The following is a 24,205-nucleotide window of genomic DNA, read 5'->3' on the forward strand; positions in this document are numbered from 1 at the left end:
GTAAATCGCCGTGCTGACCACGCTCGTTACCATTTTGCCGGTGTTCCTGGTTCTGGCCGCCGGCTGGCTTGCGGTGAGAACCGGCTATCTCGATGAGGCGCTGTCGGATCAGCTCAACGCATTTGCCGTCCGGCTGGCCGTTCCCGTGCTGCTGTTTCGCGCCATGGTCGACCTCGATTTCGGCCAGGCCTTTCAAATCAGGATGCTGGCGGGGTTTTATCTCGGCGGATTTGCAAGCTTCTTTGCCGGGACCATGCTTGCAAGGGTCCTGTTCGGTCGCAGGCCGGGCGAAGCCGTTGCCGTTGGCTTTTGCGCATTGTTTTCCAACACCGTGCTGCTCGGCATTCCCATCGTGCAGCGCGCCTATGGCGATGACGCACTAACGCCCGTCTACGGGATTGTCGCCCTGCATGCAGGCGTCATGTATGCGCTTGGTATGTCCTGCATGGAACTGGCCCGCGCTGACGGGCGCTCCATCGGCGAAACCGTTCAGGCGGCAGCCCGGTCGATCCTTGCCAATCCGTTGATGATCGGCGTCATCGCGGGCGTGCTGGTCAATGTCTCGGGCTTTGCCCTTCCAGCAGTGCTGCGCGCGCCAGTGGACATGCTGGCTACCGCCGCCATCCCCGCCGCCCTGGTCGGGCTTGGCGCAGCGCTCACCCGCTATCAACTGAAATCCGAAATCGCCGAAAGCCTGATGGTGGCCAGTCTTTCACTCGTCCTCCATCCCGCCATTGCCTTTGCCATCACCCATTTGTGGTTCGGCCTGCCTGCCGATCTGGTCCGCGCTGCAGTTGTGGTTGCAGCCATGCCCCCCGGCCTCAACGTTTACATTTTTGCGGCAATGTACAACCGCGCGGTCAGCCTTTCTGCTTCCGCCATTCTCGTTACCACCAGTCTTTCCATCGTCACCATTGCCGTTTGGCTCTGGCTGCTGAAGCAAATACTCTGATGGAAGAAGAATAACGGCCCGGCAGCTTCTGCTGGCTACCGGGCCGTTTTGTTTTGCGACTGGAGGAAGCGGGGTGGTTCAGACCCCGCCTGTGTCACAAATTCCGGTTACAGGGCCTCGGTGATCTGATTGAGCTTGTTGATCGAGGCAGCCTGAAAGCGTGCGTTCTTTTCCACATTGGTATGGGTAATCGAAGGATCGGCCGTAACGTCGATGTTTTCGATGGTGCCGGTGAAGCCGGAAGCTGCATGAATGGTGTTGTCTTCGTTCTGCATCGGCAGGTAATAGTTGATGACCTGGTCAACATTGGCACCAACATGGCCGGTTTCCACGGGATCGAAGGTTACAACCAGCGACACCTTGACGCCGTTTCTGCCCAGGTAATTGGCAAATTTCGAAGATTCATTGCCGCCCAGTGAGTGGCCCATGATAACGACCGGGTAGGAAACCTCGCCGCGTTTGGCGCGGGCAACGATATCCTCTGCAATCGGCTTCCAGAACTTGTAGGAAAAGTTGGCAGCATCGTACCCCCTGGCACGCATGTCTTCAGCCATCCGGTCGATACCGCGGGAAAAGACGTTGGCAAGACCGCGCATCATGTAGATTTCGCCGGTCCGGGTGACATGCGCCCTGGAACGGTTGATGACATGATGCGGGCGGACCTTGTCTGCACTTTCCACATCCGCGATCTGCGTTTGAGGCTTGGCGATCTCATCACCCAGCGTGGTGTTGGACGACGAAGAAGCGGTGGCCGAGCAGCCGGTGACGACAGCCGTGCCGATCAGCGCAGCTGCCAGGGCAATCCGGCGGGCGTTTTCGGTAATGGTGTTGATCAGCTTGCTCATTGGTGTTCTCCCTCTCTAGAACACCAATTTGCGGGAAATGGTTCCCATTTGCCGTGCGATTCATCACACGCTGATTTATTTAATTATTTCAGATGATTAGGTGGGTTATTGTGGGTTTCTTGCCACCATGGTCACAAAAACCCGCTTCCGGGGAACCGGAGGCGGGTTTCATGCGTTTGGTAAGAGGCAGTGGTTCACGCTGCCTGGCTTTTCGGCTTGAGCAAGCCGCGATTGACCAGCAATTCGGCAATCTGCACGGTGTTCAGCGCCGCGCCCTTGCGCAGATTGTCGGAAACCACCCAGATGTTAAGGCCATTGTCCACCGTGGCGTCCTCACGGATGCGCGAAATATAAGTCGCATCCTCGCCGGCGCTTTCATGCGGCGTGATGTATCCGCCGTCCTCACGCTTGTCGATCACCAGGCATCCGGGCGCCTCGCGCAGGATAGCGCGTGCCTGGTCGGCCGTCATCTCGTTTTCAAACTCGATATTGATCGCCTCCGAATGACCGATGAAGACCGGCACCCGCACCGCAGTACAGGTAACCTTGATGTTCTTGTCGAGCATCTTCTTGGTCTCGGCCACCACCTTCCATTCTTCCTTGGTCGATCCATCATCCATGAACACATCGATATGGGGGATGACGTTGAAGGCGATTCGCTTGGTGAACTTTTCCGCTTCGATGGGATCATTGACGAAAATCGAACGCGTCTGATTGAACAATTCATCCATGGCGTCCTTGCCGGCACCCGATACCGACTGATAGGTCGCAACGACAATCCGCTTGATCTTTGCCTGGTCGTGCAGCGGTTTCAGTGCCACGACGAGTTGGGCTGTCGAGCAATTGGGATTGGCAATGATGTTCTTCTTCGTGAACCCCTCAACGGCATCCGCATTCACTTCAGGAACGATCAGCGGCACGTCGGGATCGTAGCGGAACGCCGACGAATTATCGATCACAACGCAGCCTGCCGCCCCGATTTTGGGCGAATACTGTTTGGAAATCTCACCACCTGCCGACATCAATGCAATATCGGTTCCGGCAAAATCATAGTCCTCCAGCGCCTTGACCTTCAGGGTCTTGTCGCCAAACGATACCTCTGTTCCCACGCTGCGGCGCGAAGCAAGCGGGACGACCGTTTCGGCGGGAAATCCGCGCTCGGCAAGAATATCGAGCATTTCCCGGCCCACATTGCCGGTCGCTCCGATGATGGCGATCTTGTAACCCATGATTTTGCCTCTCTCTCCCCCTGCTGCTGGCAAGCATCACTCTTCCCGCCCCCGGGGAGAGTGTGGGGCGGGCGCGTCAGATACCGGTCTTGGTTTTCAACGCGATGCTCATGGTGGCGGTCTTTTGATACAGGCCGCGAAGAATGTCAATCGATCCGCATCATGCTTTGGGCGAAGCGGGCTGTATGGTCTGCAAGAAGAAAACCCGGCACTGCTCCAAAGCAGCAGCCGGGTTATCCGTTCTTAAGCAACGCTGGCGCACAGCGCTACATCGACAGGTGCAACGCACTGATCTGGCCGCGGATGTCTTCAAATACCGCTGAAAGCTCTGCGCCGGATGCAGCATGATAGTATTGCCTGGACCCGGAAGCACAGTTGCGCATCAGCTTCTTCGTGTCATCCAGCAGGGTACCGAAGGTAATGGTGAAGACCGATATGTCCTGCTTCTTGATGATCCTGCAGGCCTCCGCAGTCCACGCATTTGCCTGATCTGCATCTGAGCCCCAATGGGTCGGCGCATCCGGCAACTGGGCCGAACGTGTGTTGTCGCCATCGGTCATCAGCACCAGATACTTCTTGATGTTTTTCTTCTTGGCAGTGGTCTTGCTGACACCCTGGTTAAAGGGACGGCCGCTGGAAAGCACCCGCAAACCCCAGGTCAGGCCGGCCGGAATATAAGTGTCGCCACCGGCAACCATGCCGTCAATCTCCTTGATGATGGCCTCCCGGTTGTTGGTCAGCGGGGTTATTTCAGCGCCGCACCAAACATTCATCAGGCCGGGTACGCGAACCGAATAACGTCTGTCGCGCAGGTTCAGCGGTTTGCGCCGCGAACCCACACACCCATGCCAGGTGTAGGAATTGGTCTGCGGGCCGCAAACCTCATAGGGCTCACCATAGGTATAGTCGCAGACCTCGGTTTCATAGGGAACACCGTCCGAATAATAGGTCTCTTTGCGGCAGTTGGATTTGGAAATTACATCGCGCTTGTTGTAGCAGACATTCTCCTTGGTTTCGCTGCGATCATCTTCAACGTCCAGCCAGGATGCCTTGCGATTGGAAAGCCCCACATTGACGTGGTTGGAAAACGGCACGATGGCGATTTTCATATCGCCGCCGTTGGCTTTGGTCATGATCCCTTTGGTGAAGCCCGTGGCCGCCTTTTTCAGCGCATCCATCTTGCCGCCAACGCTCATCGAGCCGGTATTGTCGAGCACGAAAGCAATTTCAGCGCCGCCACCGGCGGACTTGATCTGGGAAATGGCGTGGTAAGGCAGCTTGTCCTTGCCCGCCAGCGCCATGAAGGAGGTGTCAAACTCCGCCGACGCGGTAACGGTCAGTGTATGGGTCTTTTTGTCGATAACGGGCTTGAGGCTGCTAATCCGTGCATATTCCTCTCTGGAAAGATTGGCGCGCAGCATGTCCATGAGCGCTTTGCGGATGTCCTTTTTTTTCATGGTCTTGAAATCCTGCCCGACGGCAAGAAGGGCCGCATCAACAGCATCCTGCAGATTGCCGCGCTCACGCGACACACCGGCATAATCCACAGCTACACCCGCGCACAGCATGATCGGCAGCGCGGCAATGGCGAGGGTCAGGGCAAAATTGCCCTGCTGGTCTTTGACAAATTGTTTCATCATGGGGGTCGATGCCTGTTTTGGGGGTTGCAATTGCCCCGGACCCTAACCCCATGGCTGCATACAGCCGGTAAATGCCTGCGCAAAACAGGCAGATATCTGTGCCTAATGATAACAAACGGTAAAAACAGCCCGCTCCGCCATTCATGCAAAGGCGGAGCAGACAATCAAGTTTTTAGAGTTCCTTGAGCCGTATTACATCGAAAGATGCAGTGCGGTAATCGTCGAGCGGATTTCCTCGAAAATACGGTCCAGCTCCGCCCCGCTTGCCGCATGAAAATAATGATCGCTGGAATTTGCGCAGTTGCGCATCAGATTGCGAATGGGATCGTCCAGATCGCCAAAGGTAATCGTGTAGAGAACAATTGCTTCCCCTTTGACATAGGCACAGGCATCGGACGTCCATGCATTGGCGCGGGCAACATCCGTTCCGGTGTGATCGCCACTACCCGGCAAATCGGCGGAAACCGTATTGGCACCATCGGTCATCAGAACGATGAACTTCTTGATGTTGTCACGCTTGGCAACCGAATTGGTTAACCCTTCGCTGAACGGTGCCTTGCTCGTCAGGATGCGGTGGCCCCACACCAGCCCGGCCGGAATATAGGTGTTGCCGCCGGCCGACATCGAGTTGATTTCAGAATGCAGCCTGGTTTTGTTGTTTGTCAGGGGCGTGATCGGGTTCGTACAGACGGTGTTCATCATACCTGGAACGCGGCGGCTGTAGTTGCGGTCTTGAATGTTGAAGGGCTCCGCTCTTGAGCCGACACATCCGCTCCAGTACAGGCCAGCGCCGGGATCATCGTCGGGTACCGAAATCCAACCGGCATTTCGGTTTGATAACCCAACGTTCACATGGGTCGAAAAAGGTACAATACCGACTTTCACCGGATCGTTGCTGGCATCTCCGATGATGTTGTCCACAAACCGGTTGGCGGCTGTTTTCAAGGCACCCATCTTGCCATCGACACCCATGGAGCCGGTATTGTCCAGCACCAGTGCAACCTCTGCACCGCCATAGGCAGACTTGATCTGGGAAACAGCGGTATACTCAAGCTTGTCCTTGCCGGCGAGCATCATGAAGGAGGTGTCGATCTGCCCCTTAGCGGAAACGGTAAGGGTATGTTTGCGGCGGTTGATATCGATGTCCAGGTCATCAATCTGCCGGTAGGCGGCATTGCCCATATTGGCCTTGAGATAATTGCGCAGTTCTCTGCGAACCTTGCGCTTTCCCTTTTTTTCAAAGCTCTGGCCGACGGCAAGAATGGCCGCGTCGACCGAATTCTGCAGCATCGTCCGCTCCCGCGAAAGGCTGGAATAGTCGACCGCAACGCCGGCACAAATCATGATCGGCAATGCAGCCAATGCAAGAATAACGGAAAAATTGCCGCGCACATCGCGCGGAAAACCCTTGATCATAACCATCAACCCCCACTGATAGGCGGGGCAAGACTAGGTCAGCAGGGCAAACACAACGTTAAGATACCCGGCTTTCCGCCGTTTCCGGCAAACATGGTGAACGAAGCGTAAATCCAGGCCTTGCCGGTCAGCCGAAAGCCGGCAAATTCGGCTTTCTTGCCTTAAGCGCTTTTGCGCAATTGATAGAGAATTGCGTCTCCCATTTCGCCTGTGCCCACTTCCGTGCACCCATCTGCCATGATGTCGCCAGTGCGCAAACCCTGTTCCAGAACGCTGGCAACAGCCGCATCTATCGCCGCAGCCTCCTCGATCATGTTGAAGGAGTAACGAAGACACATGGCAAAGGATGCGATCATGGCGATCGGATTGGCCTTGCCGCTTCCGGCAATATCCGGCGCGGAACCATGAACCGGCTCGTACAGCGCCTTGCGCTTGCCCGATTTCGGGTCAGGTGCACCCAATGAGGCTGACGGCAGCATGCCGAGCGAACCCGTCAGCATTGCCGCAACATCGGAAAGCATGTCACCAAAGAGGTTGTCGGTGACGATGACATCAAACTGCTTGGGCCAGCGCACAAGCTGCATGCCGCCGGCATCGGCCAGCATGTGCGTCAGTTCCACATCGCTGTATTTTTCCTTGTGCGTTGCCGATACCACCTCATTCCACAAAACGCCTGTTTTCATGACGTTGCGCTTTTCCATCGAACACACCTTGTTGTTGCGCGTTCTGGCAAGTTCGAACGCCACGCCGGAAATCCGCTCGATTTCATAGGTGTCGTAAACCTGGGTGTCGACAGCCCGCTTCTGGCCATTGCCCAGGTCCGTGATCGTCTTGGGCTCCCCGAAGTAGACGCCGCCGGTAAGCTCCCGCACGATCAGAATGTCGAGCCCCTCCACCACATCCTGTTTCAGCGACGAGGATGCTGCCAGTGCCGGATAACAGATCGCCGGGCGCAGGTTGGCAAACAGCTCCATCTCCTTCCGCAGGCGCAGCAGCCCCGCTTCCGGGCGAACGTCGTAGGGAACATCATCCCATTTCGGCCCGCCGACCGCGCCAAACAGTACAGCATCGGCACCCAGCGCCTTTGCCATGTCATCATCGGATATCGCTTTGCCATGGGCATCATGGGCAGAACCGCCAACCAGCCCTTCATCAAGCACAAACCCTGCCCCCTTCTCCTGGTTCATCCAGTCGATGAGTTTGCGCACTTCCGTCATGGTTTCGGGACCAATGCCGTCACCGGGAAGAAGAAAAAGGGATTTCGTCATGATTGTCGGTTCCAGGGTTGTCTGTTGCGTGAGACCGCCCCTGCTGGAAACGGTCTGGTTCAAGAGGCTTTCCGGCCTATTCCGGCAAAACGATGCGGTGCAGGATCCTGCGCACCAGCGGCGCCACGAACAGGACGATCGGGAAGGCAAAAGCCCAGGTGGTGAGCCAGGACCCCATCCATTTTGATACCAGGCCCGGGTTGGAAACACCCAGTGCGATTGCAGTTGAAATGCCGGAAACAAAGAACGTCATCATGCCGGCGAGGATGAGGCCGAACGCAATGTGTTCGGCCTTTTTCGGGAGGAAGGGTTTCATCTACTCGTTCTGCTTCTGCCGCTGTTGCACCCAATCATTGCGCCCAGGGGTCACACCCAGGGACGTTGCTCTTTTACTTGAGCTTCAAACGCATCGATGGAGGGTGCTTTTTCCAGCGTCTCGCCGATATCGTCGATACCATTCAGAAGCCGGTGCTTGCGGTCAGGATCGATATCGAAACGGATGGTCCCGCCATCGGGACCAGAAATCGTCTGTGCTTCAAGATCAACTGTCAGCGTTGCATTGGCGCCGCGCTTGGCGTCGTCCATCAGCTTTTCCAGCTCTTCCTCGGAGACCTGGACGGGCAGAATGCCGTTCTTGAAACAGTTGTTGTAGAAAATGTCGGCAAAGCTCGTCGAAATCACGCATTTGATGCCGAAATCCAGCAGTGCCCAGGGCGCATGCTCCCGCGAGGACCCGCAGCCGAAATTGTCTCCGGCCACCAGGATTTCAGCCTTCGAGTAGGCGGGCTGATTGAGCACGAAATCAGGGTTCTCGCGGCCCTCTTCATCAAAGCGCATTTCCGCGAACAATCCCTTGCCAAGGCCCGTCCGCTTGATCGTTTTCAGATAGTCTTTCGGAATGATCATGTCCGTATCGATGTTGATGATCGGCAACGGAGCCGCAACGCTGGTAAGACGGGTGAATTTCTGCATCGCAATCAACCTGATACTTGGGAATTTGGGATTTCACGGCGGGTTTACCGCAAGAATTCCAATGCGTCGAGTGGGCCGGCAGGTTCTTTGGCGGGATCAACGTGCAGTGCTATCCGCAAAATGCCCGCGTCAGGGGGGATCGGGCATCCACCAGGCCATCGATGACGTCGAAATGGTGCCGGTCGGGCTCTTCAACATGGGTGATACGGGCATCAAGGCCGTGCCAGACAGCCGCCAGCAACAGGTTCTGGCGAACAAATTCCGAGCGCTCCGCCGCCCCCACCCAGCACACCACATCCGCACCGGCAACCGGCTCCAGCAGGGCAGGGCTTTCCTTTGCCGCATCCTTGTCCGTCAGCTTCAATACGTCGTTGATCTTGAGGCGGCAGAGCGGGCGCAGATCGGAAACCGGTGAAATGGAAAGCGTTTTCTCAATGCGGGTTTGAACGGATTTTTTCAGCGGCGATGCCTTGCAGACCATCCGTGCCACCAGATGCCCTCCTGCGGAATGGCCCGCCAGCCGGATCGGGCCCTTGATGCCCCGTGCGGCAAATTCAACGCCTGCGGCCACTTCCCTGGTTATTTGCGGTATTCCGACCGCCGGACACAGTGAATAGGACGGCATTGCCACGATCCAGCCGGAAGCCAGCGGGCCTTCAGCAAGATGGGACCAGAACGACCGGTCAAAACGCATCCAGTACCCGCCATGGACAAAGACGGCCAGGCCCTTCGGCTCGGTTTCAGGATAGAACAGGTCAAGCCGGTTGCGCTCGCCCGGGCCATAGGCAACATCCAGCATTGCCCGGCCTTGCTTGCTCAGCGCTTTTCGAAACCGGGCAGCCTGCTTCGGCCAGCGCTTGATGAAACCGTCCGCCCCGGGAATGTGATCGGCATTGGCATAGGCATCATCCCAGTCGGAAATCGGAAAAAACTGCATGTGTCGGGCCTCAGTAATAAAGCGAAACCGCGTGCTTTGCTTCGGCAAAGAACAGCCAGCGCTCGGCGAACAGGCCTGCCATCATGCAGACAAAGCCGATCAGGAACAAGATGGCGGGCTGACCTGTTCCCATGGCGATAAACGTTAGTGTCAGGGGAAGGCCGAGGCCGAGGAAAAGCGCTATAACGCGCAGCTTTCTCGCATGCTTTCGGCCAATCTGATGTACCATTTCCCGGGTAAGATAGTTTTCGCCGGTATGCGGCCTTTCAAGGAGCCTGACCGTTCCCAGATGACCGAGCCCAGTTGCTGTTCCGGTGTCGGAACCGGTTTGGGTAAAGCCGATCTGCCCGGCGTGGTTCCACCAGATGAATTTGACCGCCCACGCGATGACCAGCAAGGCTGCCGTCCAAAGCGCGACCGGAAACCCGAACAGGCTTTCGGCTGTACCGATCCCGGCCGTCAGCAAGGCGCTGGAGGCAAGGGCAAAAGCCAGATAGCAGGCCGGAGTCCAGTTGGTATGCCAGTTCGGTACGGTCTTGAGCTGACCGTAGATCATGGCCGTGGCGAACACGGTTATGGCAGCCAACAGCGACACGGCAAATCCGAGCCAGATCCAGCGCTCACTGGTCAAAATCCACACCAGTGCGTAAATGCCGAACAGCACCATGGTCGCAATCGCCAGAACACCTTCCCGCGAAAGCCAGGAAGAGCGCCACTGCGACAGCGCCCGCCACGCACGCTCAGGGTGCCCCAGATGAAAAGTGGATGAAATCAGCCCTGCAACGGTCAGTCCGCCTGCCAGCAAGGCTATCAAAAATGCTGCCAGCGGGCCGTCAGGCATCGGCCAACCGAGCCCCAGCAGAAAGATCGTTCCAAGTCCCGCGCCGGACATGACGGTAAAGAAGATGACGGATATGGCTGGATGCATTGTTATCCAAGCCCCTCAAGTGCCCGGTCGATCCAGCCGAGCAGGCCTTCATCGGCTTTCGGCACGACAGCTGGCGCCAGTGCGGCTTCCTTGCCTGGCAGTGTTTTTGGCCGCGGTGGCAGGTATTTGTTGACCGGCCGTGTTTCCATCTCTGCCATGAGGTCGATGCCTCCGCGCTCCGCGGTCATTCTGGATACACTGGAATGAGGATCGGCAAAGTCGCCGAAATGGCGGGCATTGGCGGGGCAGGTTCTCACACAGGCTGGTGTGCGGTCGATCTCCGGCAGGTTTTCATTGTAGATGCGATCGACACACAAGGTGCATTTCTTCATCACGTTCTCGACCGGATCCATCTCCCGTGCGCCATAGGGACAGGCCCAGGCACACAAGCCGCAACCGATGCATATGTCTTCCTCGACCAGCACGATGCCGTCATCGGTTCGTTTGTAGCTGGCGCCGGTCGGACACACCGTGACACAGGGCGCCTGTTCGCAATGAAGGCAGGATTTCGGGAAATGCACAATCTGCGCCTGCGCCCCCTTCTGGGCGTCCTGCGGCGTGATCTCAAAGGTATGGATGCGGTTGAGCCAGGCACCGGACGGATTGTCGCCATAAGGCTCGGTATCGGCCAGCGGCGCCCCATAGCCACCTGTATTCCATTCCTTGCAGTTCACCACACAGGCATGACAGCCGACGCAAATGTCGAGATCGATGACAAGACCGAGTTTCTTGCCGGTCGTTTCCGGAAGGCTTGTCATTTTGCAGGTCTTTCCAGAGCGGCCGCTTGCGGGCTGGCGATATCCTTCATGGCCAGCAGGATAGCGGCGATGATCATGAAAACACCGGAAAGCCGGTTGGCCCAGGCATGAAACCGGCCGCCAAGCCTAGCCGTCAGTTTTTCCGCCGCCGCACCCATCATCAGCAGGATGGCACCATCAATGATGAGATAGGTCGCGCCCAGAATAACGATCTGCCGGGTAAGGGGCGCGGCAGGATCGATGAATTGGGGAAACAGCGCGGCAAAAAATACCACCGCATAGGGGTTGGCTGCAGACGTGATGAACCCCTGACGGAAAAGATGCCCTTTCTTGGCCGGAACGGCGGCTTTCGACGAACCGGAGCGGATTGCACGGATGCCGAGCCAGACAAGATAGGCGACGCCAAACCACTTGATAACAAAAAAGAACCCTGCCGAAAGATGAATAAGACCGGCAAGACCGAACCCCGCAATGGCAATTTGCAGCGAATTTGCACTCAGGTCACCGGCCATGGTGGGCATCGCATTGCGCACATCATATCGCATGGAATGGGCGATGAAGAGCAACTGGCTTGGTCCTGGCGGATGAACGAAAAAGACCAGCACCGTTGCCAGATAGGCAAGATAGATTTCCAGCGTCATTTGCTCCACTCCTTGCCATATTCCAGATTGGCACCGTCAGCACTCACGGGGCTTGACTGGGCATCGAATTGCGGCAGGCTTACCGCTTCTCCCGCTTCCGCCTTTTCAACCCGCACCCTCAAATCGAACCATGCTGCCTGGCCGGTTATCGGGTCGGAGTTCGACCAGCGATGGCCGTCGCCCTTGGGCGGCAGCAATTCGTTGATGATGTGATTGAGCAGGAAACCCCTGGTTGCCTCCGGTGCCCCCGGCGACAGCGTCCAGGCCCCCTTGCGCTTGCCGATGGCGTTCCAGGTCCACAGAGTCTTTTCGTTGACCGCCCGCATGGGAGCAACCGGCACCTTGATGCGGCCATGGGCGGAGACGATCCAGGCCCAGTCTCCCTGCTCAAGACCCAGTTCATCACAAATCGCCTGGGGAATATACATGGGGTTGGAGCCGTGAATCTGGCGCAGCCAGGCATTCTGCGATCCCCAGGAATGATACATCGCCGCCGGGCGTTGTGTCAGGGCGTGAAAGGGATACTCCGCTTCGTCTACGGCCGTTCCCTCGAACGGCGGATACCAGGCCGGCAGGGGGTCGAAACAATCACGTATGCGGCTTCGATAGCGTTCCGGCGGGATGGGCTCTGTCTTGCCCTCTGCACACAACTGAAACTTCCGCAGCGGTTCCAGATACAGTTGAAAGATGTTTTCCACCGGGCTGTCCTGCAGCCCCATTTCAACCGCCCAGTCCTGCCAGGCCTTGTTGGCATGCTTGAAATAATGCGCCTCGGCGGGGACATGGGTTTCACAAAACCCGCCATTTTCGATATAGCGGCGGAGCTGGTTCCGATTGGGTTCGCCGCGCCCGGTTTTCCCGCCATCTTCCCCGCGCCAGCCCGACAGTGGACCAACCCCCGGCTTGCGCTGATGATTGACGATGTAATCGGCATAATCTGCAAACTTGGCTGTGCCGTCCTCTTTCACCATGCCTGGCAGGCCAAGCCGTGCACCCAGATCCAGCAGCACGGACTGAAAGCCGCGCACGTCACGGTCTGGCTCCAGCACCGGCCAGCGGATGGCATCGCACATCGCTTCGGGCTCGCTGATCGGCCGGTCAAGCAGTGAAATGGCATCATGGCGCTCCAGATAGGTGGTATCCGGCAGCACCAGATCGGCAAAAGCCACCATCTCCGAAGCATAGGCATCGCTGTAGATGAGCCGCGGGATAACGTATTCGCCGCTCTCATCCTTGTCGGTGAGCATTTTCATCACGCTCTGCGTGTTCATGCTCGAATTCCACGACATGTTGGCCATGTACATGAACAGCGTATCGATGGGGTAGGGGTCGCCCGCATGGGCGTTGGCGATCACCATGTGCATCAGCCCGTGTGCGGACATCGGCGCATCCCACGAGAACGCCTTGTCGACGCGCTTTGCCGATCCATCCTCGTTGATCAGCAGATCTTCCGGCCCGCGAAGAAAGCCGAGATGCGGCCCCGGCAACGGTTCGTGGGGCAGGTTTCCGGCATGCGGCTTGGGCTGGGCAGCTACCGGGCGCGGATAAGGCGGCTTGAAGCGAAAGCCGCCCGGCGTGTCGATCGAGCCGAGCAGTATCTGCAAAAGGTGGATCGACCGGCAGGTTTGAAAACCGTTGGAATGGGCGGAAATACCGCGCATGGCATGAAAGGAAACCGGCCGCCCAATCATCTTTTCGTGCCGTTCGCCCTTCATGTCAGTCCAGGGCTGGTCGACAACCACCTGCCGTTCAAAGGCCGCTTCGGCGAGTTCGGCTGCCAGCCGTCTGATCTGTACTGCCGGCACGCCGGTAATGCTGCTTGCATGTTCCGGCCTGTATTCGTCGGCAAGATATTTGCGCGCCAGCAATTCGAACACCGGAATAGCATTGCGGGCGGACCTGCCCCGCCCGAGCTTTGTCACTCCCTTCAGGTGCGGACGCACATCCTTCTTGTTGTAGGCAACCGGCCTGCCGCTTCTGCGGTCGATGACCAGCGCATTGCCCTGCTTGTCGCGGGCAAACAGCCCGTGATCGGCCCCGCCTGGATTGTCGATCACCAGCCAGGGTGCATTGGTGTAGCGGATCAGATAGTCGAGATCGACCTTTCCGGCCTTCAGCAGTTCATGGACGATCGACAGCACGAACATGCCGTCGGTTCCGGGCGTGATGCCCACCCACTCATCGGCGATGGCGTTGTAGCCGCTGCGCACCGGATTGACGCCGACAATCTTCTTGCCGCGTGCCTTGAGCCTGGAAAGGCCGAGCTTGATGGGGTTGGAATCATGATCCTCGGCCACGCCGAAGATCATGAAATACTCCGATTTTTCCCAATCTGGCGACCCGAACTCCCAGAACGCACCGCCAAAGGTGTAGATACCGCCCGCCGCCATGTTGACCGAGCAGAACCCCCCATGAGCGGCAAAGTTGGGCGTTCCGTATTGCTGCGCCCACCAGCCGGTCAGCGACTGGCTCTGGTCGCGTCCGGTAAAAAAGGCAAGCTTGCGCGGTTCACTGTTTCGGATGTTCGAAAGCCACTGTGTGGCGATGGATAGGGCTTCCTCCCACTCGATTTCCTGGAACTTGCCCTCGCCGCGCTCGCCAACCCGCTTCAGCGGTTTCTTCAGCCGGGCCGGCGAATAATGTTGCATGATCCCTGCCGAACCCTTGGCGCACAAAACCCCCTTGTTGATGGGATGATCGCGATTGCCCTCGATGTAACGGATTTTCGGCTTGCCATCGGCACCGTTGCGAAGGTGCACATTGATGCCGCACCGGCACGCGCACATGTAGCAGGTGGTTTTGCGCACCTCATCTGACACATGCGGCGATGGTTCCACCCTGGCGGCGGGCACAGACATTCGTTTTCCCTTCCCCTCTCGCGCATCTGTCGCGCACCGGCAGGCATTCCGGCTGCCGCCGGGTAGTATCCATATGGCCCGCCCGCCCGCAATACAAACCGGCAGGAGTGCCATTACGGTTTAGCGAACCTGCCTGCCCTTTTCGAAGCGCCACACAGCTGCCGATGCTGGGTCCAGAACCATTCCAACCATCCCCGGGTTTAATGATGACTGCCAGCATCAATCATCAAAGGGTGACAGCGAATTTGCTGGGATACAAGGCGCGATATGCAGGCTGCGTCTTTTCACTTGCAAGGGATTGGCCAGACAGTGCATGGGTATAATTCCACAACAACAGGCCACAATAACGGGCCGCAAGGACGGGACGGAGGCAGCAGCATGGCGGATGCAATAGAAGCAAGGCTGGCGGATATGGGCATCGTATTGGCAGAGCCGCCCAAACCGGTGGCAAGCTATGTCGGCTTCGTGCGCCAGGACAATCTTGTTTTCGTTTCCGGCCAGTTGCCGCTGGCCGGGGGAAAACTGACCGCAACCGGCCTGCTGGGCCGTGATGTCAGCCTGGAGAACGGCGCTGCAGCCGCCCGCCAGTGCGCCATCAACCTGCTGGCACAGATGAAAGCTGCCTGCGACGGTGACCTGGACCGGATTGCCCGATGTGTGCGTCTCGGCGGTTTTGTGGCCTCAACCCCCGATTTCACCGATCATCCCAAGGTGATCAACGGGGCATCGGATTTCATCGGCGAAGCCCTGGGCGAAAAGGGCGCCCATGCCCGTGCCGCCGTTGGCGTTGCTGCCCTGCCGCTCAACGCCTGTGTTGAGGTTGAGGCGGTTTTTGCCGTTTCCTGAATGCACTCTATTGCCTTAGTGAAAACGCCCGGATTGCTCCGGGCGCTTGCAAAACAGGCTTGTCGTGTCTGTCTACCGGTTACGAGAACCAGCCCTTTACCCGGCTCCACAGGGACTTTTCCGGTGCTGCGTCCCCGGCATCGCCCTTGACGTATTCCGTGCCCTTGATTTCCGGCATCGGCTCGGCTTCAAAACCCTCCTCATCCGCGCGAAGCTCCGAATTCTGGATCGTTTCGGCGTTGAAGCTCGACTTGAAGGCATCAAGGCTGGCCAGCGTTTTGGGGCCTGCCATGCCGTCGGCCGCAAGGCCATTGGCTTCCTGATAGGCCATCACCGCCTTTTTGGTGCCAGGGCCATACCGGCCGTCAGCATCGATGCCCAAAGCCTCCTGAAGCTTTTTCACCAGATTGCCGCGCGAACCCACCCGCAACAGGACAAGTTCGTTCAAGCCCATGGCAGAGAACGTCTCCGGACCGGCAATGCCGTCGACCGCAAGGCCGTTTGCCTCCTGGAATTCCTTTACAGCCCGCTCGGTGCCGGGGCCGAAAATTCCGTCGTCGGAGACGCCGAGTTTCTGCTGAAGACGCTTTACAGGGGCGCCGCTCATTCCCTTTTTCAGTACGGACATACATTTCCTCCTGGCCGTTGGCGATCCCGGCAGGACTCGAACCTGCTACCTCAAGATTAGGAATCTTGCGCTCTATCCTGATGAGCTACGGGACCGGGGGCCTTCTGGTAACAAAAGCGGGTTGAGTTTCAAAGGGATTTGTCGGGGGTAAGACGGATTGCGGTTCTGCCAAATGCAATCCAAGCCGATTTGGCCGCCACGCTTGCAGTTGACGCAAACTTTCTTTACTCCGCTCCTCAACTTCCCAAGGCGCCGCAGGCCATTGCGGCATGCAACAGATTTCCGGAGCAATTCATGCGTGTTGTAATGATCGGAACCGGTTATGTGGGACTGGTTTCAGGAGCCTGTTTTGCCGATTTCGGCCATCATGTCACCTGCATCGACAACAATGAAGACAAGATCGAGCGGCTCAACCGGGGCGAAATCCCCATTTACGAGCCCGGCCTCGACGATCTGGTTGCTGCAAATGCAGGCGCCGGCCGGCTTGTCTTCACCACCGACCCGAAGAAGGTGGTTGGCGAAGCCGATGTTGTTTTCATCGCCGTCGGCACGCCGACTCGCCGCGGCAGCGGCCATGCCGATCTTCGCTTCGTCCATGCGGTGGCCGAGGAACTGGCGCCCCTGCTCAAGGGCTATACCGTGATCGTGACCAAATCGACCGTCCCTGTGGGCACCGGCGACGAGGTGGAGCAGATCATCAGAAAGCACGCCCCGAAAGCGCGCTTTGACGTTGCCTCCAATCCGGAATTTCTGCGCGAAGGGGCTGCCATCAACGATTTCAAGCGGCCTGACCGGGTGGTCGTGGGAACGGAAAGCGAAAAGGCTGCCGAACAGCTCAGGGCGCTGTACCGGCCGCTGTTTCTCAATGAAACGCCGATCGTCGTCACCAGCCGCCGGACGGCGGAACTGATCAAATACGCCTCCAATGCCTTTCTGGCCGTAAAGATCGGCTTTATCAACGAGATTGCCGATCTGTGCGACAAGGTTGGCGCGGACGTGCAACAGGTGGCGCGGGGTATAGGCCTCGACAAGCGGATCGGCGGAAAATTCCTTCACGCAGGCCCCGGTTACGGTGGCTCATGCTTTCCCAAGGACACGCTGGCGCTTTCCAAAACCGCCAGGGACTATGATGCGCCGGTAACCATCGTCGATACGGTCGTTCGCTCCAACAACCGCCGCAAACGCTCCATGGTGGACCGGATCGTTGCCGCCTGCGGCGGCTCGGTCAAGGACAAGACGATTGCGGTGCTGGGCCTCACCTTCAAGCCGAACACCGACGACATGCGCGAATCGCCCTCCCTGGCGATCGTTCCCGGCCTGCAGAAGCTTGGCGCCACCATTCGTGCCTATGACCCCGAAGGCATGGAAGAGGCCCGCACCCTGCTCAAAAAGGTTGCCTATTGCCAGGACGCCTATGATTGCCTCGATGGCGCCGATGCTGCGGTCATCATCACCGAATGGGACCAGTTTCGCGCCCTTGATCTGAAACGGGTGGCCGGTCTGCTCAAGGACAAGGTGTTTGTCGATCTGCGCAACATCTACACAAGGGAAGAGGTTCAAGGTACCGGCCTGAAATACCATTCAGTCGGCCGCCCCGGATAGACAGGCCAGCCGTCCGCTGTCGCGCTTTGCGTTCTTTATCCGGGCTGTCTGCACTTGTTTGTGCCACATTCGCCGCTAGGGTGTGGCATGAGGCAGCACTGGGCTCGCGAAAGCCAGCCCGATTGCAGGGGTAAAAGGCAAGATGACGCTTCCGTCACACAGGCGGCATGGTTTGAAAGGGGCAGGTCTGCTGCTCCTTGCCGTCCTTTCCGGCTGCGTATTGACCGAGCCGCTCGATACCGGCGACGGACGCTCCTTTACCAACAACTGGATGAAGGCCGGCGACCCCCGGGCGGAGATCGGCAAGCGTGAACACCCCCTGGTGCTGGCAAAATACGGTGGTGAGTTTCGCGATCCAAAGGCTGAAAGCCTGATTGCCGGTGTTGTAGGCCGGCTGGTCGCGGTTTCCGAAGACAAGACCCAGTTGTATCGAATCACCATTTTGAATTCGCCCAAGGTCAATGCCTTCGCCCTGCCGGGCGGGTATCTTTACGTCACACGCGGCCTGCTCTCCCTGGCCAATGATTCGGCAGCCCTTGCCGGCGTGATTGCCCACGAAATGGCCCATGTTTCCTCCAACCATGCGATCCTGCGCAGCGAGAAGGAAAGTTCGATCAAGGTCGGCTCCGAAGTGGTTTCACGGGTTCTCGGCAACAACGTAGCCGGCAGAGTGGCAGAAGCGGCAAACCAGTTGCGGCTTTCCGAATTTTCCAAGGATCAGGAATTGCAGGCCGATGCCGTCGGCATCAAGATGCTCGGCAGCGCCGGTTTCGATGCCCACGGCTCGGTGCGGTTTCTGGAAACCATGCAGGCTTATCAGGCACTGATGTCCCAGGCAGACCGGCGGTTTGGAGATTTCTCGTTTCTTTCAAGCCATCCTGCAACGCCGCAGCGCATCGAGCAGGCTAGGCGCCATGCCCGCGCATTCGGCGCCCCGGGCACGGGGGAGAGCGGGCGCGAGGCTTACCTCAAGAGCATTGACGGCCTGTTATACGGCGACAGTGCGGAAGAAGGCTTCGTCCGCAACAACACCTTCTCGCATCTTGGCCTTGGTGTGACATTTTCCGCTCCGCCCGACCGCCGTATGGAAAACCAGGCAACCGCCGTGGTCATTACCGGCCCTGGCAATCTTGCGACCCGGTTTGACGCCGCAGTCTTGCCAAGAGGCCAGAATCTTGCCGGCTATCTGAAGAGCGGATGGGTCAAGGGGCTCGACGAGGCGTCCATTACCGAAAGCACCGTCGGCGGCCTTTCTGCAGCACGCGCCGAAGCAGATGGTGCCAACTGGCGATTTGTCATCCGCCTGCTGCAGATCGACCGGCAGGTCTACCGCTTCATCACCGCAGGTCCCGCCGGCAGCCAGAGCGTGGAGGCTGAATCCAATGCCATCGCCGGCAGCTTCCGCCGCATGACGGATGCCGAAAAAGAAAAACTCAAGCCGTTGAAAATCAGGATCGTCACCGTCGGCGCGGGCGATACCCTCGCAAGCCTTGCAGCACAAATGCAGGGAACGCCCTCTCCGTTGCGGACCTTCCAGGTATTGAACGGGCTGTCGGCAGGCGAGATCCCGCAGCCTGGCAGCCGGGTCAAAGTCGTCACGGATTAAGCGGCAGCTTCCCGGCAAAAACAATATTGGCAAAAAGCAATACCAACGCGTCAGCGTGCCGCCGGGCTTGGCACCGGAACGGCGGGCAGCTGGCTCAGATCGGGCTGAACTGAAGGATCGGCACCCGCAACCGCCTCCACAGCGGAACTTTCCTGCACAGGCGCAGCGGAGATGGCCGCAACCGTCTGCCGGGGGCTGGATTGCGGAACCGCGGCAGCGTTTTGGGAGCCGGCAGCGTTCTGCCCTGCTTCAACGCCGGGCACGGCAGGATCCGCACTGGCAATCGCCGGTGCGCTTTCAACCGTCGCATCGGGTGCCGGTTCAGGCTTCGGCGGCTGTTCGGGTACAGGGACGGGCGTTGGGGGAGGCAATACTTCCGATCCGGCGGCGACAATGGAAACCTGATCGGGGTCGAGTGCCGCCAGTTCCGGATTTTTTGAACCCCGCAGCAACTGATGGCGCCGCAGCGCCTTGGCAAACGCTGCCTGCTCTTCAGCCAGTTTCTCCTTGTATGCCTCTATCAGGCGGGCGGGCATGGTTACCGGCGGGCACTCGCCTCTGGCCGAAAACTCTGCGTCATCCGCTGTCTCCCGGTTAAAGAGATAGCGTTTCTCGCACACATCCACCTTGGGAGGATGGTTGGTGATTTCAAAGTGATCGGAGCCTTCTTTCAGGCTCTTCCAGAATTCAAAATGTTCGCTGGTTACCTGCTTTGCGAGGTTCTTGGCCGTCATGCGGAAGGGAAATGCCTGAACCTGAAAATATTTCTGGCCACCTTTCAGCGCCTCCCTGGCCAGGGAATAGATTTCCTCCACCTGCTCGTCGTTCATCGAATAGCATCCGGCCGACGAACAGGCCCCATGGACCATCAGATGCGAACCGGTACGGCCATGGGCACGGTCGAAGGTGTTGGGATAGCCCAGATTGAAGGAAAGGTGATAATCGGATTTCGGATTGAGCTGATGAACCGCAACCTTGTAAAATCCCTCCGGCGCCTGCCGGTCGCCTTCCTTGAATTTCGGGCCCAGCTTTCCCGACCACTTGCAGATTTCGTAGGATTCCAGCAACGCAAAACGGCCGGTATTCCTCTGTTTCCAGACTTCCAGCTTGTTTTCGGTTTTGTAGATCCGCATCAAAATGGGCGAAGACGGCTTCATGCCCAGCTTTTTCATCTTCTGAAGCAGCCGTGGGGGTATGGGCCGCTCGGCTTTGGGAAAAATCTCGTCAAGCGCACCCTGGCAGCCGGCCAGCAAGATACCCGCCATGACAGCTGCAACCAAACTCAAATATGGCCTGCCAAAACCCGGCATCGCTTCCCGCTACGCTTTTTCAGTCCGCTACAGTGTGTTTAACAAACCCGCCCATTGGTCCGTTTGCCATCCGGAAGATCGTAATCATGCAAACCGGCACCACCGATCGTTTCAAACAGAAAGAAAGCTGATTTATGGCAAGCGGTATGGTGCCCGGGTGTTTACGCTGACCATATTACCGCCGAACCGGTTGACAAGTGATTATCAAAACCCATCACGCGATTGTCATGACCGTGCAATTATCCGTTTTCAGGTCAGATTGCGGCCAATGGCAAGAAACTTCTCCCGTCTTTGCCGGCGCAGCGCATCGCCTTCCATTCCGGACAACTCCTCAAGGGCCGAAGAGATCATCTTTCCGGTTGCCGATACAACCGTTTCGGGGTGACGTTGCGCGCCACCGGCAGGCTCCGGAATTATCTCGTCAATAACGCCCAGTTCCTTCAGGTCATCCGCCGTCATTTTCATGGCAGTGGCTACATCCTGCGCCTTCGTTGAATCGCGCCAAAGGATGGAAGCACCCGCCTCCGGCGAAATCACGCTGTAGATGGCATGCTCCAGCATGTAGACGCGGTTTGCCGTGGCGATGGCAATCGCACCGCCCGAACCGCCCTCGCCGATGACGACGGTAATGATCGGCACCCGCACTTTCAGACACATTTCGATGGACCTGGCGATGGCCTCGGCCTGGCCGCGCTCTTCCGCACCGATGCCGGGATAGGCACCTGCCGTATCCACCAGCGAGATAATGGGAATGGAAAACCGGTCAGCAAGCTCCATGATGCGGACTGCCTTGCGGTAGCCTTCAGGCCTTGCCATGCCGAAATTGTGCTTTAAGCGAGATTCGGTATCATTGCCCTTTTCCTGCCCTATCACCGCAACGGATTCGCCATTGAAGCGGGCGAGCCCGGCCTGTATGGCGAAATCCTCGGCAAAGTACCGGTCACCTGCCAGATTGGCAAAGTCGGTGAACAGCGCATCGCGGTAGTCGGCAAAATGCGGCCGGTCCGGGTGCCGCGCGATCTGGGTCTTGTGCCATGGCGTAAGCTTTGAATAGAGGCCCTCAAGCGTCGATTCCGCCTTTGCCTCCAATTTTGCGATTTCCGACGTCAGATCGACGCTGCCATCAGGCTCGCTGACACTCTTCAGTTCACGAATCTTGCCATAGATGTCGGCAACCGGTTTTTCGAAATCGAGATATAGACGCATACGCTTTAAGCCTGTTGCAATTGCGGGCCGGTACTAACTCTTTTTATTCGCTTTTGCCAGTTTGTTCGCTTTTGCCAGTGGATGGTGGCTTTCCACCAGTTCGCGCAGCCGCTCGTCCAGCACATGGGTGTAAATCTGCGTGGTCGAAATGTCGGCATGCCCCAGCAATTGCTGCACAGCCCGCAAATCCGCTCCATTCTGCAGCAAGTGGCTCGCAAAAGCATGCCGCAACACATGGGGTGATATCCGCGAAGGTACAAGCCCTGCCCTGATCGCCAGGTCCTTCAATTCCCGTGCAAAAGCCTGCCGTGTCAAATGGCCTTTCCTGGCGGCGGCAGGAAAAAGAAACGGCGAAACTTCGCCGCTTTTGGCTTCGCCTGCCTCCAGCACCTTGCAATAACGGATGAGCGCCTCGCGCGCCCTGGCCGATACCGGCACCAGGCGCTCCTTGTTGCCCTTTCCCAGCACCGTCAGAAATGGCCCGTCGCCCCGCGCGGCTGTCCGCGGCAATGCCACCAGTTCGCTGACACGCAAACCGCTGGCATAGAGCATCTCCAGCAGCGCGTGCATGCGCAAGCGGCGCAGAATACCTGTCGGAGTACCATTCTTGCGGGCAGCTTCAGACTCGGCCAGAACAATCATCCGGTCCACTTCCTCAATGGACAGTATCTTGGGCAGCGGCCGATTCTGCCTCGGCGCATCCACCGTTGCCGTCGGATCATCGTCGCGCATCCCGTCACCATACAGAAACTTGTGAAACTGCCGCACGGAAGAAAGGATTCTTGCCTGGGTGGAGGCCGCCGCCCCGCTGTCTGCAACCGTTGCCAGAAACCGCCGCACGGTTTCACTGTCGCACGCGATACAATTGTTCGCCTTGCCGGCGAGAAAGCCAAGATAGCGTTTGATGTCCCGGCGATAGGCATTCAGCGTGTTGGGGCTTGCGCCGCGCTCCGCGCTCATCATTTCCAGAAAGGATTCTGCCAGCAGCGCATCGTCCTGATTGGCTGCAGGGGGATTGGCAGTCGAAGCATTCACGGTGATTTGTGCCTCATATACGGGGTTCCCCGGTCACAGGATATTCACCGCGGCACAAGGGCCGCAAACCGCCTTACTGAACGTTGAGCTTGTTGGCGGGAACGCGAACCAGAACCTCCCGCGGCTCGGGCTCCACATAATGCACCAGTGCGAAGGCGGCGCCATAGGCGATGCCGGCCAGCACACCGCAGAAAACAACAAATCGGATCAGGCTTGGCATTCGGCTATCCTGTTGGCTTGGATGCTTCAATATGGCAAACGCATCGCAGCAATTCAATCTCGTTTGCCGGGATGCAATTTATCGCTGCATAAGCCATGCTGCTCGTACTGGCTGTAAACCGGCTTCAGGGCCAGAACCCGCAAGATAGGTGAGGACAAGCGGCACTTTCATGACCGTCAACGGGACCCAGTTACGCGAAGCCCTCGGCAATAAGTGTATTGCCTTCGTCGGCATGATGGGCAGTGGCAAGACGGCCATCGGCCGCCTGGTCGCCGCAACGCTCGATATACCCTTTTGCGACTCCGATCAGGAAATTGTCGCCGCCGCCAATATGGATATTCCCGAGATCTTCGAAAAACATGGCGAACCTTATTTTCGGGCCGGCGAAGAACGGGTCATACAACGCCTGCTTTCCGGCGGCCCTGTTGTGCTGTCCCTGGGTGGCGGTGCGTTCATGTCGGAGAAGACCAGGCAGGCCATATCACGCCAGGGCGTCTCGGTCTGGCTGAAAGCCGATTTGGAACTGTTGTTCAACCGGGTTTCCCGCCGCCCCGGAACAAGGCCGCTGCTCAATACGACCGATCCCCGCAAGACCCTTGGCGACCTGCAGAAAGCCCGCGAGCCGGTCTATGCGCTGGCCGATATCCATGTGGAATCTTCCCGTATTTCCAAGGCACATACCCACGATGCCGTGCTGGCAGCGCTGGCCGGTAGGCTGTTTGGAAAAACCGGCAATTCATAACCGGCGTTCGAGGATCTGCTGCGATTCAGCCCCAGGCAAAGGCGATTTTTCTCAAATCCCGGTCGTCGAAGGTTTCTTTTCCCTCCGCAACCTGTTTGCCGCCTGCATTCTCGTAGAATCGTATGGCGGAATGGTTGTCGGCCAGCACCCAGACAACCGCGCCGGAAAGGCCCCGCCGTTTCAGTTCTCCCATTGCGGCAAGAAACAGATGCGACCCCGCTCCAATGCCCTGATATTCGGGCAGCAGATAGAGTTCATAGACCTCACCGTCGAAAGGCAGCGTTTTTACCCGATTGCGCCCCACAGTGGCATACCCCACTGTTTTGCCCTGTATCTCCAGCAGCAGGATGACGGTTTGCCGGCTGATCGCGGCTTGCCACCAGGCCTTTCCGCGCCGCTGGATCATCCGCGTCAGCGCACGCGGCGGGATCATGCCGGAATAGGCGTTCCACCAGGCAGCATCGTGAATGGCGGCAATATCGCCTCCATCCGCCGTGCCGGCGCGTCTTACGTTGAGCGTCAGCGTACCCATGAGCAAAGCATACGTTAAGATTTTGTTAACCAAA

The 24,205-nt window shown here is 58.0% G+C and carries 23 protein-coding genes and 1 tRNA gene; 5 read left to right on the forward strand and 19 right to left on the reverse strand.

All coding sequences use genetic code 11. From position 1 onward, the window contains the following. Positions 1-10 precede the first annotated feature (10 nt). Positions 11-952 carry an AEC family transporter gene (locus tag BVL55_RS14835; RefSeq protein ID WP_075997551.1) on the forward strand — a complete coding sequence of 314 codons (942 nt, stop codon included), beginning with the start codon at positions 11-13 and terminating at the stop codon, positions 950-952. Between the two features lie 107 nt (positions 953-1,059). Here the strand turns inward: BVL55_RS14835 and BVL55_RS14840 are convergent, their stop codons facing one another. From BVL55_RS14840 to BVL55_RS14895, 12 genes are all read right to left on the reverse strand, one after another. After that, positions 1,060-1,797: an alpha/beta hydrolase family protein gene (locus tag BVL55_RS14840; RefSeq protein WP_075997552.1), complete on the reverse strand. Its 738-nt coding sequence runs from the start codon at positions 1,795-1,797 to the stop codon at positions 1,060-1,062. Between the two features lie 194 nt (positions 1,798-1,991). Beyond that, entirely contained in the window at positions 1,992-3,026 is a 1,035-nt protein-coding gene (locus tag BVL55_RS14845) for an aspartate-semialdehyde dehydrogenase (RefSeq protein ID WP_075997553.1), read from the reverse strand. 266 nt (positions 3,027-3,292) lie between these two features. After that, positions 3,293-4,666: a pilus assembly protein gene (locus BVL55_RS14850; RefSeq protein ID WP_075997554.1), complete on the reverse strand. Its 1,374-nt coding sequence runs from the start codon at positions 4,664-4,666 to the stop codon at positions 3,293-3,295. A gap of 192 nt (positions 4,667-4,858) precedes the next feature. After that, on the reverse strand, positions 4,859-6,082 hold the full coding sequence (locus BVL55_RS14855) for a pilus assembly protein (protein ID WP_162841518.1): 1,224 nt from the start codon (positions 6,080-6,082) through the stop codon (positions 4,859-4,861). A gap of 161 nt (positions 6,083-6,243) precedes the next feature. Then, a complete protein-coding gene (leuB, locus tag BVL55_RS14860; protein WP_428977265.1) occupies positions 6,244-7,350 on the reverse strand; it encodes a 3-isopropylmalate dehydrogenase in 1,107 nt (368 codons plus the stop codon). 76 nt (positions 7,351-7,426) lie between these two features. Next, positions 7,427-7,666, reverse strand: a complete 240-nt coding sequence (locus BVL55_RS14865) for a DUF2798 domain-containing protein (protein ID WP_075997556.1) — start codon at positions 7,664-7,666, stop codon at positions 7,427-7,429. Positions 7,667-7,716: 50 nt separating this feature from the next. Further along, a complete protein-coding gene (leuD, locus tag BVL55_RS14870; protein ID WP_075997557.1) occupies positions 7,717-8,322 on the reverse strand; it encodes a 3-isopropylmalate dehydratase small subunit in 606 nt (201 codons plus the stop codon). Positions 8,323-8,431: 109 nt separating this feature from the next. After that, entirely contained in the window at positions 8,432-9,259 is an 828-nt protein-coding gene (locus BVL55_RS14875) for an alpha/beta hydrolase (protein WP_075997558.1), read from the reverse strand. Positions 9,260-9,269: 10 nt separating this feature from the next. Next, on the reverse strand, positions 9,270-10,187 hold the full coding sequence (locus BVL55_RS14880) for a dimethyl sulfoxide reductase anchor subunit family protein (protein ID WP_075997559.1): 918 nt from the start codon (positions 10,185-10,187) through the stop codon (positions 9,270-9,272). A 2-nt stretch (positions 10,188-10,189) separates the two neighbouring features. Further along, positions 10,190-10,945 carry a 4Fe-4S dicluster domain-containing protein gene (locus tag BVL55_RS14885; protein ID WP_075997560.1) on the reverse strand — a complete coding sequence of 252 codons (756 nt, stop codon included), beginning with the start codon at positions 10,943-10,945 and terminating at the stop codon, positions 10,190-10,192. Further along, entirely contained in the window at positions 10,942-11,586 is a 645-nt protein-coding gene (locus BVL55_RS14890) for a LysE family translocator (RefSeq protein WP_075997561.1), read from the reverse strand. The genes BVL55_RS14885 and BVL55_RS14890 overlap by 4 nt, the downstream gene beginning before the upstream one ends. Then, a complete protein-coding gene (locus BVL55_RS14895) occupies positions 11,583-14,444 on the reverse strand; it encodes a molybdopterin oxidoreductase family protein (protein ID WP_075997562.1) in 2,862 nt (953 codons plus the stop codon). Before BVL55_RS14895 ends, BVL55_RS14890 begins: the two co-directional genes overlap by 4 nt. Positions 14,445-14,822: 378 nt before the next feature. Here BVL55_RS14895 and BVL55_RS14900 point away from each other — a divergent pair, with 378 nt between their 5' ends. Continuing rightward, the gene (locus tag BVL55_RS14900) at positions 14,823-15,290 is read left to right on the forward strand and encodes a RidA family protein (RefSeq protein ID WP_075997563.1); all 468 of its coding nucleotides are present in this window, start codon (positions 14,823-14,825) and stop codon (positions 15,288-15,290) included. Between the two features lie 79 nt (positions 15,291-15,369). Here the strand turns inward: BVL55_RS14900 and BVL55_RS14905 are convergent, their stop codons facing one another. Further along, a complete protein-coding gene (locus BVL55_RS14905) occupies positions 15,370-15,918 on the reverse strand; it encodes a peptidoglycan-binding domain-containing protein (protein WP_075997564.1) in 549 nt (182 codons plus the stop codon). A gap of 18 nt (positions 15,919-15,936) precedes the next feature. Next, positions 15,937-16,013: transfer RNA gene (locus tag BVL55_RS14910), tRNA-Arg, on the reverse strand. Between the two features lie 199 nt (positions 16,014-16,212). On the opposite strand from BVL55_RS14910, the gene BVL55_RS14915 reads away from it, so the two are divergent. Then, entirely contained in the window at positions 16,213-17,520 is a 1,308-nt protein-coding gene (locus BVL55_RS14915; protein WP_075998203.1) for a UDP-glucose dehydrogenase family protein, read from the forward strand. A 142-nt stretch (positions 17,521-17,662) separates the two neighbouring features. Next, complete coding sequence (locus tag BVL55_RS14920; RefSeq protein ID WP_075997565.1) at positions 17,663-19,126, forward strand: M48 family metalloprotease; 1,464 nt, start codon at positions 17,663-17,665, stop codon at positions 19,124-19,126. A gap of 50 nt (positions 19,127-19,176) precedes the next feature. Here the strand turns inward: BVL55_RS14920 and BVL55_RS14925 are convergent, their stop codons facing one another. The 4 genes from BVL55_RS14925 to BVL55_RS14940 form a co-directional block, all read right to left on the reverse strand. After that, a complete protein-coding gene (locus BVL55_RS14925) occupies positions 19,177-20,391 on the reverse strand; it encodes a L,D-transpeptidase family protein (protein WP_156892567.1) in 1,215 nt (404 codons plus the stop codon). A gap of 294 nt (positions 20,392-20,685) precedes the next feature. Next, positions 20,686-21,642 (reverse strand): acetyl-CoA carboxylase carboxyltransferase subunit alpha, encoded by a 957-nt coding sequence (locus BVL55_RS14930; protein ID WP_075997567.1) that lies wholly within the window; start codon positions 21,640-21,642, stop codon positions 20,686-20,688. Positions 21,643-21,675: 33 nt separating this feature from the next. Beyond that, the gene (locus tag BVL55_RS14935; protein WP_075998204.1) at positions 21,676-22,605 is read right to left on the reverse strand and encodes a site-specific tyrosine recombinase XerD; all 930 of its coding nucleotides are present in this window, start codon (positions 22,603-22,605) and stop codon (positions 21,676-21,678) included. A gap of 145 nt (positions 22,606-22,750) precedes the next feature. Continuing rightward, complete coding sequence (locus tag BVL55_RS14940; RefSeq protein WP_075997568.1) at positions 22,751-22,897, reverse strand: histidine kinase; 147 nt, start codon at positions 22,895-22,897, stop codon at positions 22,751-22,753. A 169-nt stretch (positions 22,898-23,066) separates the two neighbouring features. Here BVL55_RS14940 and BVL55_RS14945 point away from each other — a divergent pair, with 169 nt between their 5' ends. Continuing rightward, positions 23,067-23,639, forward strand: coding sequence for a shikimate kinase (locus BVL55_RS14945; protein WP_075997569.1), 573 nt, complete (start codon positions 23,067-23,069; stop codon positions 23,637-23,639). Between the two features lie 25 nt (positions 23,640-23,664). On the opposite strand, the gene BVL55_RS14950 is transcribed toward BVL55_RS14945, so the two are convergent. After that, the gene (locus BVL55_RS14950) at positions 23,665-24,171 is read right to left on the reverse strand and encodes a GNAT family N-acetyltransferase (RefSeq protein ID WP_075997570.1); all 507 of its coding nucleotides are present in this window, start codon (positions 24,169-24,171) and stop codon (positions 23,665-23,667) included. Positions 24,172-24,205: the final 34 nt, after the last annotated feature.

Origin of the sequence: Salaquimonas pukyongi (assembly GCF_001953055.1) — a bacterium.
Lineage (GTDB): Bacteria > Pseudomonadota > Alphaproteobacteria > Rhizobiales > Rhizobiaceae > Salaquimonas > Salaquimonas pukyongi.